A 14,470-nucleotide genomic window follows, 5' to 3' on the forward strand; every position below is an offset into this window, starting at 1 on the left:
TCCCATTATACAGAACGTATGATCGGTTATCAACCAAAATATCCCTCCCTAATATATAAACAAGTTATACCCCAAATCCATATAAATTGAACTAAACATTTACACAAAACGGAGAGGACAGAAAAGACCTGAAGAAGCGGAGCTAAAAGCTTTCTGCAAGAAAGCTGCTTCGGAAGCATACACTCGCCTTTATCCCCGGATTTCCCCTTTATAAAAGGAATCAAAAAAATCTGGGGATAACAGCGATCGGAAGGTTGTTCTGTCATCGGAGTGGGCAGTGTAAATATTCTTTAGTTCAATTTATATAACAATCTACGAACAAAAAAGTCCTTCCTCCTTCTTACAGACGGGATTCAGGACATTTTGTTGCTTATTTGATTTCAAATCTTCGCTCAACTGGAGTATAACGAACAATACGTTTGCTCGAATCGTCCAGCCTCCAGGTCAGACTTGCGAATGAAAAATTGCAATTCCCCGCAATCCCACCATTGGAAACCGATGGCGTCATGTGTATCTATCTTCAACAGCAGCAACGTATCGGATAGTTCCTGCCATGTCCGATCCTCATCACCGCCGTAATGCGAGGTGAGCTTCTTCTCACATTCCTGCTCGTTATAACCATACTCTTCTCCCAGCACGATCTGTAACAAGGCACGGTGCTCGGCATCCGGATGCTGCCCATCAGGGTATCCAAACATCCCACCCCAGTTCAATGTACTTGGATGATTCCAGTTCGATTCGAATTCAAGGTATCGGTCATACAGATCTATTTCCGCCTCAGTCTTATCGTTCTCAGGCTGCGAAGGCGAGAGCTCGTTCAGCGAATTAGCGTCTATATAAGCATATGTAGGAAACTCAAGATTAGGCAACACAGTCACCGAATGTGCAACAAAAGGAGCTCCATCCAGCGCGGTATTACCTTCTGGCTCTCGCCTTATCAGGTTATGAGAACTCGGCTCAAAGATCACACGATGCTCAATGGGACAAGCAGATTCATCCTTACCAACGAAAAAGTATAACATACCCCGTTCAGGCAAAGTCCCGCGCCCATCATTCGGCGTATATGGTGATAAATCCACAAGGTTCAACTGGGCCAGGAAAGTCATCGGAACTCCTTCTTGTGTTACCGGCCACTCCATGCGACTTGGTAAATCCGGATGTCCGCCTACACGTGAATTCCCTGTTCTGCGATATTCATCCAATGTGGATACATCGAGGCGAATACCCCAGCGGCTTGAAGATAACAACAGATCTGCAGCGACTCCCAAACCATATTCCTCAAGTGTTTTACGAGCTTTTCTGGTCAGACGTTCACATTGTTCTGGCTTAATCATATAGATCCTCCCCTTCAGACAATACACCTATGCTGAGACATATTCAGGTTCACCCCTGTATATTCTTCCGTCCGGACGTCTTTCCCTGCTTCTACATAAATTGAACTTAAGAATATTTTACACTTACCACTCCGATGACAGAACAACCTTCCGATCGCTGTTATCCCCAGATTTTTTAGATTCACCTTTGCAAAGGTAAAAATCCGGGGATAAAGGCGAACTCTTCGCTTCTTCAGGTTCTTTCTGTCCTCTACGTTCTCGTGTAAATGTGTAGTTCAATTTATATAGAAAAAAGAGACTGACATTCCTTGTCAGTCTACTTCCTTATCCTTTATTCCATTCAACGATTTGGGCCAGAGGACTTTTCCTGGTAAGCACGCATATGCTCCTCACCGTCCAGGAATTCATGAGCTTGATGGGCTGCCATCACACCATGATAGCTGATATCCAGACCCAGATCTTCCTCTTCCTCTGTCGAACGAACAGGTACAATTTTGCCAATCAGCTTCAAACCGATCCAAGTCATGGCGAATCCCCAGATGACCAGGGCTGTAAGGCCAAGTGCCTGAACACCCAGCAACCTCCAGCCGCCACCCATGAATAATCCACCATCCGTAGCGAACAGACCAACAGCAATCGTCCCCCACATGCCAGATGCAGCATGCACCGGGAACGCACCGACCGGATCATCAATCTGCCAACGGTCCAGCCAGTTGGTGGCAGCCATCATCAATAAACCGGATACCGCCCCAATGAATATGGCAGCTACATCGCCAACAAATGCACAGCCGGCTGTAATTCCGACCAGCCCCGCAAGCGAACCGTTAATGACCGATGGTGCATCCGAACGATTGAAGCGGAATAGCGTATACAACAGCGTAACCGCACCACCCGAAGCCGCGGATAACATCGTTACAATCGCAATGTGACCAATTCTTACATCCGTTGCGCTCAGCGTACTGCCGGCGTTGAAGCCAAACCAGCCAAACCATAGCAGAAATGCACCTACAGACGCCAGTGGCAGATTGCTTGGTAGTGCAATGGCACTCACACCAAGTGGCGTGTATTTGCCTTTACGCGGGCCAATGATAATCGCAGCAGCCAGTGCCGAGAATCCCCCGAGTGCATGGATGACAGCAGAACCGGCAAAGTCCTGCATCCCCAGCTGACTAAGCCAGCCACCGCCCCATACCCAGTGTCCACCAATCGGATAGATGATCGCCGTCATCAATATGATATACAGAAGATAGGCACGGAAGTTGATGCGCTCTGCCACTGCTCCTGAGACGATGGAAATTACGGCAATGGTAAAGGCAGCCTGGAACAACCAGAATGTCTCCAGCGATACCGGTACATCCAGATGGGACAAGTCACCATTCAGGAAGAAGCCCGTTACTCCGGCAAAACCGCCAACGTCCGAACCATACATCAGTCCAAAACCGATCGCATAAAATAGCAACGTTCCAATGGTGATGTCAGCAAAAACCTTCATAATAATGTTCACACTATTTTTATAACGTACAAATCCAGCCTCAAGCAGGGCGAATCCACCCTCCATTAATAAAATCATGGCTGCGCTCAGTACGACCCATACCGTATCGATTCCGGTGCTTAACGTCTCCAAAGTCATGCTTGTACATCCTCCGTTTCACTAAGCTGTCTGAGCTCACGGATTGTATCGGGCGCAAGCTCGATCTCGTCCCGCTCAATGCTGTCCGGATGCTTAATTCGTTCTGCGATCTGATCCAATTCACGTATGCGTCTACGAATCTGTTCCATCTTGCGAAAACGTTCCTTCACCTGAACCATATATTCCACCGCCTGATGGTGGGATGCAGGGCGTCCCGCAAACCACTTGCGTACGGTTGATAACGATTGATAAGCAACCTCTTCCGCTCGACGCTTTTGTTCGAACTGTTCGATCTTCTGCTTGAGCGTTTCGATCTCATTTTCTTTTTTGACCTTCAGCCGTTCGATAAGGTACAATAAATCGGACGATGATATTTGCAATGCTGTATGGTGATACACCTCGTCGATTACTAACATATCATGTCAGGACTCCTTACATATCAAGTTACTTGTTACCGATTATAGTTTGCCGGGGTCTGCCCGTCAATCTTTTTTTGGAGATGTTATCGTTTGAAAATGATCGTTCGTGGAGAACGGCTTTTTTTTATTTCAAATTAACTACACCTAACAAGGTTAATTGCTATAGTCATTCGCATTCAATCATTCAGTTCTCTACGCTCATAGAACAAGCAACCACATTCGGAGGATTAAGCATCACCTCGGCGTATAAACACTATCTCCATTTCTCATAGAGAGCACTATATATTGGAATGCCAAAAAACCTCCAACCCTATCACTTCGGTTGGAGGTTTTTGATGTGTTAATCTCACGAATAAGAACGACACTTATATTTTTTTGCCCAAAATCGCCAGATCTCTATTCACACCATCCAGCACAGCCACTTCGGGATAATATCCCCACTGCTCAAAACCATGCTTGTGCAATAACCCCAGACTCGGTTCGTTATGCCCAAAGACAAATCCGAGAATCGTTGTAATGCCCAGCGCAGGACATGCCGCAAATACGGTATTGAGCAAACGTCCACCCGCCCCAATTCCTCGGCATTGCTGATCCACGTATACACTAACTTCCACCGTTCCGTTATACGCAGGGCGTCCATAGAACGAGCTGAGACTCGCCCATGCTACAACATGTCCTGCCTGCTTCATCACCCAGAGGGGACGATGATCCGGCGAATGCTCCTCGAACCATGGAACACGTTGCTCCACCGTTACCGGCTCCAAATCCGCCGTGACCATGCGGCTCTCAATGGTAGAGTTATATATCTCCACTATTCTCAGCAAGTCCTCCAGGCGCGCATATTCAATCTGCACATCTTCCAACTTCATCGCTACTCCTCCATCATTCCAGATCGAACCTCTAATTATAGAAGATATTATAACGGAGAAGAGAAGTTTTCGTCATCCCTAACATTCTGACAGAGCATTACTCTGGAAGTCCCTGAATGGTGTTCCCACGCGTTAACTGCTGGCTCTGGTCTGCCCAACGAATGTTGATTGAGCGAGATGTGAACAGATCCGGGCCGTCCGATACCTGGAAATGCAGATGAGCTTCACTGGAGTTCCCCGAATTACCAAGCTCACCGATGAGGTCTCCCTGCTTGAGCTTATCTCCTTTTTTGACCGCAACACTGCCTTTCTTGATATGTCCTGTGATGCTGTATTCACTGTTTCCATGGTCGATCACCACATAGTTACCCGCCGGTTCTTCCGGATTCATCACACCCGGTACGTTGTCCGGAATGTCGTTCTTGATGTCGACGACGGTTCCATCGGCAGCTGCATAGAGCGGTTCACCAAAAGCATAGTAGTTTTCATTTGACGTTGCATCACCTTGATAGCTTGATTTGTCTTTTGTGCGAACAATGTCCAGCGCATAGCGCTGCGTTTCATGCTCATAATGATAGTTGGAAAACACATCATGGCCTCCCCAGAATACATACCACTCGCCCTTCATGGGGAAATGAAACTCGGTTTTGGTGAATTTGCTGTCCGTATCCTCATAAGTTTCTAACGGCTGAATTAAGAGACCCTCAATCTGATTTTCTTCAGAAAAATAAACTTGAACACCTTTCGTTCCAGTTTGATCCTTCCAGCTGTGCTCGGTTAATTGATTCATTTCGGCATCTACCACTAGCTCCCAAGATTCCACACCCTCCAGAAACTGGTTAGCAGCTTCCTTGAATTGTTCCAACGTTAAGGCTTCCTTCAATTCCGGGGAAAACTGACTATAGATCGCCTCCTTCGAACCATTCATCAACGTATCTATGAAATTATCTGGTGTTACCATCGCACTCACCCCTGAACTTGAGTTCTGCTCCTGATCGGAGTTCTCGCTTGCTTCATTATTGGACGCCTGTTCGGCTGACTGCTGCTCCGCCTGGTCGGAAGTAATCGAGTTGCCATTGCCGCAAGCAGACAATATCACGCAAGCTCCAAGGGTAATCGCAAGGACCTTCCAGCCCTTTCTATGCTGTAATTTCGAATATGTGTTTAGTTCTGAGTTCAGATGACCTTTCCTGTTCATTCTCAACATCCCTTCTACTGATCGTTAACCTTTCCAGTTAAGTGTACAGAACGAGTCTTATCCTTCGTCTAACCCCAACTTACATGCAGTTAAACTCGCCATACCATTTTAGGATGCATAATTAAGATTCCGTTAAGATAGCTCGTACGCTATACAACCCTCTTGGTGGTATGATTAGCAATAAACACAAAGGAAATATCAGGAGGTCATCTTTAAACTATGGATCATGTCTCATTACTGCTTGTGGATGATGAACAGGCTATTCTGCATATGCTCAAAACGGTCCTGCTCAAAGAACAGTTTCTCGATATTGACACCGTTACAACAGCCGAAGCAGCCCTTGAGGCTTGCAACAACAAGACATATCATTGTATCGTGCTCGACATCATGCTCCCTGGGAAAAGCGGACTAGAAATCTGCCCTTTTCTACGGCAGGTCACCGATGCACCCATCCTGTTTCTAACAGCCAAAACAACGGATTATGACAAATTAACCGGGTTCGCCGTCGGTGGCGACGATTATGTCTCCAAACCCTTTAATCCTCTAGAAGTGGTTGCTCGAATTAAATCATTACTGAAGCGTTATTTACCATCAAAAACAGTAAGCATCTCGGACCTCATCTCATCTAACGTAAATACGTCATTCCATAGCATGCCGGAGGGTGTGTACGACTTTGGACGATTCCAGGTATTGGAATGGGCTGGTGAACTTCGAGTTGAAGGAGAATCCGTATCCTGTCCGGCACTTGTGTTTCAACTGCTGCTCTTTTTCTGCAAGCATCCCAATCGCATATTCACCAAATCAGATCTATATGAGCGGGTATGGGGCTCTGAAGCCATTCGTGATGACAATACCGTGATGGTCCATATTCACCGCATTCGGGAGCGCATTGAAGCCGATCCTTCCAATCCAGTGTTTCTCGTTAACGTCCGGGGTCTGGGATATAAACTGATTCAGCCGGAACATGTGTCACGCCCATGAGTATTCGTCGCAGGTTAATGACCCGGTTTATCGGGATGCTTGCTGGTGCAGTCGTTCTTATCATTCTGCTTGGTTCTTTAGCCACCTATTGGGTCGTGCAAAAGGTAAATGAAGTGAATCTGGTAGATGATTTTGCTACTAACGGTCTGGACCAATTAATTAATACAGCAGAGATCATGCCGGATGATTCCATCCGATATGACCCCGAAATGCTGAAGCAAGTGGATAAAAATCAAGGCTGGCTCCAAGTTCTGGATGAACAAGGTTACGCCATTGATGCATACCACACCCCGGCCGATGTCCCTACTCACTATAAGCCAGGAGAATTGATTGCATACTGGGAAAGTCAAAAGCCATTCCCTTATCAGATTGTCATGCTGATCCGGGAGAAGAACGGAAAGGATTTCACCTTGTTATATGGTGAGCGCAACCCGGCCAGAGTCCTAATAAATCAAATTCGTTCGGATCGAGGTCCCACCAGTGGAAAATTCGCTCTTCAACCTGAGCAACAGGAAGCCATTCGTGCCGCCAATGCCTACCTTCAAGTATTGGACCCGTCAGGACGTGAAATCTCCTCCTTCAACAAACCAGCCATGGACGTACCGACCGAATACACCATTCAGGAACTCGTTCTGCAAGTTCGCTATCCGAGTCGATCCGGCCTGTCTGTTGCAACGTGGTACGACGAACAGAATGAAACCACTTGGCTAATTAGCATTCCTAGTGACCCATCCGCTACCGGGAATCAGAACCCCTACAGTTTTATTCTGGAACCGGCATTGGTTATATTGATCGTGAGCATCATCATTCTGCTCATCTTGCTCGCCTTCTGGTATGCCAACCGCTTCGGATCGCCCATGCTGCATATGCTCCAATGGTTACAGCGTCTGGAGCGAGGACATTACGAGGAACCCACCGGAGCGTTAGGAATGCCTCGCAGCCAGCGTCGTAACGGAAAATGGAAACGGAAATATCACGTGTATGCTGAGGTGCTCCGCTCCATGCAAGCCTTGTCTCACACGTTGAAGCAAGATGAAGAACTTCGGAAACAGACCGATTCACTACGCGAGGAATGGATCGCCGGCATAACACATGATCTTAAGACGCCCCTCTCCTCCATTCAGGGATACGCCCATATGCTTGAGGCAGACAAATATAGCTGGACCGCGGAGGAAGTCAGGGAATTCGCAGGCATAATGCTCGATAAGTCCATGTATATGGACAGGCTTGTCAACGACCTTGCCATGACCTATCGATTACGCAGCGGAGGATATCAACCTGTGGTGGAAGAGACTGACGTAAATGCGTTGCTTCGTGATCTGATTCAGCGCGCTGAACGGAACCCGGCATATGGGGAAGGTCGCATTATATTCCAACCTTCCGAAGTGCCTGTGTATGGACTCGTCCATATTCCGTCGTTTGAACGAATCGTAGATAATCTGACCGCCAACGCCCTTCTTCATAATCCAATGGAGTCCATCCTGGTCGTTAGTGTTCATTCTGGTCAACAGGCAGATCATTTCAGCATTCAGTTTGCCGATAATGGACGAGGCATGGACTCCGAGACGGTATGGAAGTTATTTGAACGATACTATCGTGGTACGGATACAGGTACATCGGATGTTGGATCAGGCCTGGGCATGGCGGTAACCAAAGGTTTGATCGAAGCCATGAAAGGTCGTATTGAGGTACAGTCTACGCCTGGTGAAGGAACGATCATTCGCTTAATATGGGATGGGGGTTCCGAGGCTAATTAAAATGTTCCACTTGACCTTTCCATTTTCAGTCTATATAATCGACACTCAATAACACCTGTTCCCATATATTGATATTGAATGCAACACATTTCAGAATCATTCCAATGAGTTAATCTAACATATTTGGCGATGACCAGAGACAAGATTTCGATTGCGTGCTGCCCAGAGAGAGAGGGGATTGGTGAAACCCTCTTCAGCGAACGGACCGGAATTACCCCTCTGCAGCCGTGACCTCGAACCTCAGCATTTCGGACTTCCCTCGGATGTTCGGCATGTTGCCAGTAGAGTTCACCGCCTGATCCCCGATAGCGGATTCCAATGAGGGTTATGATGTTTCCTATTCACGGCGGCTGGCCGAGATCAGGATGCACCATAACCAAATTAGGGTGGAACCACGAGCCAAGCGCACTCGTCCCTTTTCCGGGACGGGTGTTTTTTGCGCTTTCATTTTAAGAAATGGAGAGTGGTCCACATGAGCAAATCGAATAACAGTAACGCAGCAAGCAACAAATCAGGTAACGAAATTAATAAGTCAGCACATGATCTGCAACAATCCAGTCATTCCATCGAGGTCCGTCTGCAAGGTGGCGCGGTACGTTCCTACGAAGCAGGCATCACTGTAGGTGCGGTCGCCTCATCCATCAGCACAAGTCTGGGCAAACAGGCCATTGGCGGTATTGTAGATGGCAAGAACGTTGATCTGAAGTGGATGCTGGAACAGGATTGCGAACTTGTTATCGTTACTTTGGACAGTGCGGAAGGTCTATATCGTTATCGTCACAGCGCAGCACATGCGCTGGCACAGGCGCTCAAACGTATCTACGGTGCAGAACAAGTAAAACTAGGCATCGGCCCCGTCATTGAAGATGGATTCTATTACGATGTCGATCTGGAGCACGCCCTTTCCATCAGTGATCTGGCCGCCATTGAGCGGGAAATGAACAAAATCATTCAGGAGAATCATAAGATCAGTCGCCGGGTGGTTAACCGGGAGGAAGCCCTTCGTATATTCGGAGAAATCCAGGACCCGTACAAGCTTGAACTTATTCAGGATTTGCCAGAAGACGCTGAGCTTTCAATTTATGATCAAGGAGAGTTCTTCGATCTGTGTCGTGGTCCTCATCTTCCATCCACTGGTCGAATTAAAGCATTCAAGCTCCTGAATGTGGCTGGTGCGTACTGGCGGGGGAACTCGGATAATAAAATGCTGCAACGCATCTACGGCACTGCTTTTCCGAACAAGGCCCAACTGGATGAACATCTGCACATGCTCGAAGAAGCGAAGAAACGGGATCACCGTAAACTCGGCAAAGAGCTTGAGCTGTTCATGTTCTCCGAAGAAGCTCCCGGCATGCCCTTCTATCTGCCCAAAGGCATGACTGTTCGCACTGAACTGGAGCAATTCTCCCGTGAGCTGCAATTGCAAGAGGGATATCAGGAAGTCCGGACTCCTCTCATGATGAACAACCGGCTGTGGGAGCAATCCGGCCACTGGGAGCATTACAAGGACAACATGTATTTTTCGGAAGTAGACGATGCGACTTTTGCACTCAAACCGATGAACTGCCCCGGGCACATGCTGATCTTCAAAAATACACTCCATTCCTACCGTGAATTGCCGATTCGCATGATGGAATTCGGTCAGGTTCACCGTCATGAATTCTCAGGTGCCCTGAACGGCATGATGCGTGTGCGGACATTCTGCCAGGATGATGCTCATCTCTATGTCATGCCGGAACAGATCGAGGACGAGATCAATCAGGCGATCTCACTAATCGGACGTATGTACGATATCTTTGGATTCGAATACAAGATTGAGTTGTCCACTCGTCCGGAAGATTCCATGGGATCAGAAGAGCTGTGGGATCAGGCGGAACGCGCATTGCAAAATGTTCTGGATCGTCGGGGCGTGGAATATCGCATTAACGAAGGAGACGGTGCCTTTTATGGACCGAAAATTGACTTTCATATCCTCGATGCGCTGAAGCGTAGCTGGCAGTGCGGAACAATCCAGCTTGATTTTCAAATGCCAGAGAAGTTCGACCTCACTTATATTGGCGAAGATAGCCTGAAACACCGTCCGGTCGTAATCCACCGTGCCATCTACGGTTCCATTGATCGTTTCATCGGCATCCTGACTGAGCACTATGCAGGTGCGTTCCCACTCTGGCTCGCACCTGTGCAAGTGAAGCTGCTACCTGTATCGGATCATTACGCTGACTACGCACTTCAAGTACAAAGCCAGCTCCGGGCTGCAGGTATCCGGGTAGAAACAGATCTGCGCAGCGAGAAGCTCGGGTACAAAATCCGTGAAGCCCAGATGGAAAAAGTACCTTTTTCGCTCGTACTTGGTGAGAATGAGAAAAATGCCTCATCCGCCTCTGTCCGTGCATACGGTCAGGGAGATCAAGGCATCCAACCTATTGAAGCTTTTATTGAAATGATCCAACAAGCGGTGAAAACTAAAGTCTGATCCACATCCGCGTCACAACTTCTCGTCAGGCTTCAATCCAACCTGTTCTTCGCTCCATGTCCAGAAACGCTCAGCTGAAGCATCATCAACGGCATGTGTCTTCAGCTGCTGCTCTTTCTGTTGATAGAAGTAACGCCCGGTGATCCCGACGACTTCAGGACTTGTGGCCAGATAAACAGCCGTTCGCGCCCCTTCTTCAGGCGACAGGAAGAATGGAAGCTTGCCTACAAAAGCCATAATGCGTGTGCCGAAACCGGTATTGCGATCCACGCCAATACTGGTTCCCACCGCACCAGGGTGCAGACAGTTCACCGTGACAGGCGTACCTGACATTTTGCGAGCCAGTGCACGAGTGAATAGCACGTTAGCCAACTTGGATTGAGCGTAGCTTTTGATCGGATTATAACCTTTGTGCAGATGTGGATCTTCGAAGTGAATCTTACCGGCTTTGTATGCACCAGACGACACGTTCACAATCCGCCCCTGCTTCGCAGCTTTCAGAGGTTCAATCAAAAGTAAGGTCAGCAGGAAATGCCCCAGATGATTAATGCCGATACTCTGCTCGAACCCGTCTGAGGTTTCCTTCCGTTTGACCATCACCACCCCTGCATTATTAACCAGAACGTCAAGGCTGTCATGGCGCGCTCGGAACGTTCGGGCAAACTGGCGTATGCTTTCGAGTGAACCGAGGTCACACAGCATCAATTCAATCGCAGAAGATCCAGACTGACGCACAGCTTCCTGAAGAGCCTCCTGTCCGCGCTTCTCACTGCGACATGCCATAATTACGCTATATCCTTGTCTTGCAAGTTCAATAGTGGTTGCCAACCCCATACCTGAGTTAGCTCCTGTTACAATTGCTGTCTGAATGGACATAAGGTAATTCCCTTCTGAACCTGAGGTTCCGAAATTAGAGGCGCGACGACGGACAATATGAGATAATGATAGGATCACATCTCGGTTTCCATGGGAGGACAAGTATGCTGACCAAAGAAGATTTTAAAAAAGTTAAAAGACAAGCCAAACTTGAAATCGCACTACTCGAACAGGAATATCAAGATATCTTGCAGAGCGTCGATTCCACGCTGTATGAAAAATACGGTATCTTGGACCACGAAGAAACACGTGAGCTCACCCGAAAACGCAAAAACCGAAGATATGCTTCACTCGTCATTGAACTATGCGCCATTATTGAACAAATGTTAAATCAACTGTACAGACACGTATATCAGAAAAAGTTTAATTCGACCCAGCTGATGAAAACTCCTGCCTACCGTGCACGTTCCAATATGGAGATTATTCAGGCCGAACTGAGTAAAGAATTCATTGCCCTGGAATCCGAAAAGGAACACTTTGCCGAAGCCCTTAGTCAAGTGTTTCAGACGAGAAACAAGCTTGTTCATGATAACTTCTCATTTGTCACCATCGTTAAAGATGGCAGTAATGAAGAAGAAACGTTCGAAGCATTACTCCATACCGTTAAAAAATATAGAAAACACTTGAAATATAACCGTCCTGAATAACAACAATCATCGCTTAAAAAGAAAAGGAGGTGTACCGGACTAAGATCCGGATCACCATGAGCCATCCAACAACTTCGATTACTGTGCTACATCTTCATATTCCTACACCTTCAGGGAAAAACCCCATATTTCCCGTCATGCTTCGTGACGAAGATGGGGTTACCCTGGTGGATACGGGCATGATTGGACAATTTGCCGAACTTCACTCCGCATTGGAACAAGAGGGCGTACAACTCTCGGACGTCAAACGTGTGATTATTACTCATCAGGACATCGATCATATCGGTAACCTGGGCGCTCTTCTGGATGCCATCCCTGATCTGGAAATCTGGGCACATGCCGATGAAATTCCGTATCTAACAGGTGAGAAGCCTTTGATCAAATTCACTCCAGAGCGTCGCGCTTTGTTGTCTGCCCCCGTATTGGCACTGGCAGACCAACTACTCTTGCAGCTGCCGGAAGTGAACATCAGCAGAACACTGGCGGACGGAGATCTGTTACCCCTTCAAGGTGGTACACAGGTCATTCATACACCGGGACATACCCCAGGTCATATCAGCCTGTATTTCGGAGAGGAGCAGTTCCTTCTTGCTGCCGATGAACTTCGTGTGGTTGATGATGAACTGGTTGGCCCTGCGCCACCCGCGACACCAGACATGCCCGAAGCGCTGCGAAGCCTGAAGAAACTGACAGACCTGAAACTTAATAAGGTTCTCTGTTATCACGGAGGAGAGTACACGAATGATCCGGCGCAGCGCATTGCCACACTTGCGGAGAGCGCAGAGTAAGTAAAAAACGCAGACTTGTCATTGTTTGGAACGACAACACATCCTGTTAAAGATGTTATCTCGGTGTGGCATCATACTTTGTATTACATTCAAGATTAGGATGACATCTACATTACATTAAAAGGAGCTGTCCCATAAGTCATGAATTTGACGGGACAGCTCCTTTAATTAATTAAACACATACATTCTACATTTGCCACTAAACCTCTAATAAAGTGTGTCAGGTTCATTAGAAAATAGTAGGGAGTAAATCACCTCACCCTAACTCTCCGGAGTAAGTACAATCAATTTATCATCCCCATCTCGTGGCGATCCACGTCCATCCCGATTGTTCGTAAGCACGTACAACTTTCCGTCCTCACCCATACTCACATTGCGAATACGTCCCCACTCCTCTTCGAAGACGGGTTCCACCTGCTCTACCTGTGTACCATCTTCCGAAAGAGTGACCTTCAGCAACTGCTCTCCACGCAGATTCGCAGCAATCAGCGATCCGGCCCATGGTCCTTCCTCGACAAAAGCTACACCGGACGGAGCCCATGTGTCATTCCCACTATGTGCAAGCGGAGCCTGATATGCGCCGTTGTCATTGTCGTCTCCCTCCACCTCAGGCCAGCCATAATTCTCTCCGGCTACAATCCGGTTAATCTCATCATGATTCCGCTGCCCATGCTCGGTAGAATAGAGATAGCCGTTGCCCGGGTTCCAGGCCAGTCCTTGTGCGTTACGGTGTCCCATACTGTATACAGGCGAATTCGGCCATGGGTTGTCAGCAGGAATCGATCCATCGAGACCAATCCGCAATATTTTACCCCCAAGGCTATCTTTGTTCTGGGACAGTTCCGGTTCATAGCGCTCACCTGTCGTGATATAGAGCAACTTGTCCGGACCGATCTTGATCCGCCCACCGTTATGATTCGTTCCGCCTGGAATGTTACCAAGTAACTCTTGATCTACGACGGCTTTGCCACCATTCACCTTGAGGCGTAACACCCGATTGGCTATGTCGTCGCCTTCCAGATAGGAGTGGTACACATACAGATAACCGTTGTCCTCGAAGTCTGGATCCGCTGCAAGACCCAACAGACCTCCCTCACCTTCTTCATTAAACGGGGCTGAGAATTCAATTAGTGGTTCAGGGGCAAGTTTGCCATCCTCAATGACCCGAATCGCACCGGGGCGCTCGGTTACAAACATCCGACCGTCAGGCACACTCACAATCTCCCATGGTGCATTCAGTCCTTCAACCAGAACGGAAGCCTGATACGGAATAACCGCCTCTCCCTGCGCTCCACTTTCGCTTCCACTTACACTGTCATTGCCTCCATTGGCTGCCGTTCCCTGACCCTGAGACATCTGCTCTGTCCCTCCTGTAGAGGGCTCGCCTGAAGAGCATGACGCAGTTAACAAGGCCACACTTAATAAAGAAGCATATAGTGGAACGGTTACTCGATTATTCATGATTACATCTCCCTTCGAATATCATTTTTATCGTATA

The 14,470-nt window shown here is 47.8% G+C and carries 12 protein-coding genes; 5 read left to right on the top strand and 7 right to left on the bottom strand.

Going from position 1 to position 14,470, the window contains the following annotated elements:
- Positions 1-392 precede the first annotated feature (392 nt).
- From AC4G47_RS22855 to AC4G47_RS22875, 5 genes are all read right to left on the bottom strand, one after another.
- Positions 393-1,334 carry a DUF1963 domain-containing protein gene (locus tag AC4G47_RS22855; RefSeq protein WP_491102855.1) on the bottom strand — a complete coding sequence of 314 codons (942 nt, stop codon included), beginning with the start codon at positions 1,332-1,334 and terminating at the stop codon, positions 393-395.
- A gap of 340 nt (positions 1,335-1,674) precedes the next feature.
- Complete coding sequence (locus AC4G47_RS22860; RefSeq protein ID WP_491102856.1) at positions 1,675-2,964, bottom strand: ammonium transporter; 1,290 nt, start codon at positions 2,962-2,964, stop codon at positions 1,675-1,677.
- Positions 2,961-3,380 (bottom strand): hypothetical protein, encoded by a 420-nt coding sequence (locus tag AC4G47_RS22865; protein ID WP_458125801.1) that lies wholly within the window; start codon positions 3,378-3,380, stop codon positions 2,961-2,963. The genes AC4G47_RS22860 and AC4G47_RS22865 overlap by 4 nt, the downstream gene beginning before the upstream one ends.
- 368 nt (positions 3,381-3,748) lie before the next feature.
- Positions 3,749-4,252, bottom strand: a complete 504-nt coding sequence (locus AC4G47_RS22870) for a GNAT family N-acetyltransferase (RefSeq protein WP_491102858.1) — start codon at positions 4,250-4,252, stop codon at positions 3,749-3,751.
- Between the two features lie 97 nt (positions 4,253-4,349).
- The gene (locus tag AC4G47_RS22875; RefSeq protein ID WP_491102860.1) at positions 4,350-5,450 is read right to left on the bottom strand and encodes a peptidoglycan DD-metalloendopeptidase family protein; all 1,101 of its coding nucleotides are present in this window, start codon (positions 5,448-5,450) and stop codon (positions 4,350-4,352) included.
- 219 nt (positions 5,451-5,669) lie between these two features.
- Here AC4G47_RS22875 and AC4G47_RS22880 point away from each other — a divergent pair, with 219 nt between their 5' ends.
- From AC4G47_RS22880 to thrS, 3 genes are all read left to right on the top strand, one after another.
- Complete coding sequence (locus AC4G47_RS22880; protein ID WP_491102861.1) at positions 5,670-6,431, top strand: response regulator transcription factor; 762 nt, start codon at positions 5,670-5,672, stop codon at positions 6,429-6,431.
- Positions 6,428-8,188, top strand: coding sequence for a sensor histidine kinase (locus AC4G47_RS22885; RefSeq protein WP_491102862.1), 1,761 nt, complete (start codon positions 6,428-6,430; stop codon positions 8,186-8,188). Before AC4G47_RS22880 ends, AC4G47_RS22885 begins: the two co-directional genes overlap by 4 nt.
- Before the next feature lie 472 nt (positions 8,189-8,660).
- Positions 8,661-10,661 carry a threonine--tRNA ligase gene (thrS, locus tag AC4G47_RS22890; RefSeq protein WP_491102863.1) on the top strand — a complete coding sequence of 667 codons (2,001 nt, stop codon included), beginning with the start codon at positions 8,661-8,663 and terminating at the stop codon, positions 10,659-10,661.
- Between the two features lie 12 nt (positions 10,662-10,673).
- Here thrS and AC4G47_RS22895 read toward each other — a convergent pair whose 3' ends face one another.
- On the bottom strand, positions 10,674-11,537 hold the full coding sequence (locus AC4G47_RS22895) for an SDR family oxidoreductase (RefSeq protein ID WP_491102864.1): 864 nt from the start codon (positions 11,535-11,537) through the stop codon (positions 10,674-10,676).
- Positions 11,538-11,641: 104 nt separating this feature from the next.
- Here AC4G47_RS22895 and AC4G47_RS22900 point away from each other — a divergent pair, with 104 nt between their 5' ends.
- Positions 11,642-12,184, top strand: coding sequence for a hypothetical protein (locus tag AC4G47_RS22900; protein ID WP_491102866.1), 543 nt, complete (start codon positions 11,642-11,644; stop codon positions 12,182-12,184).
- 56 nt (positions 12,185-12,240) lie between these two features.
- Positions 12,241-12,972 carry an MBL fold metallo-hydrolase gene (locus tag AC4G47_RS22905; RefSeq protein WP_491102867.1) on the top strand — a complete coding sequence of 244 codons (732 nt, stop codon included), beginning with the start codon at positions 12,241-12,243 and terminating at the stop codon, positions 12,970-12,972.
- 261 nt (positions 12,973-13,233) lie between these two features.
- On the opposite strand, the gene AC4G47_RS22910 is transcribed toward AC4G47_RS22905, so the two are convergent.
- Positions 13,234-14,433 (bottom strand): PQQ-dependent sugar dehydrogenase, encoded by a 1,200-nt coding sequence (locus AC4G47_RS22910; protein ID WP_491102868.1) that lies wholly within the window; start codon positions 14,431-14,433, stop codon positions 13,234-13,236.
- Positions 14,434-14,470: the final 37 nt, after the last annotated feature.

It is taken from the genome of Paenibacillus sp. Negev47 (assembly GCF_058313655.1).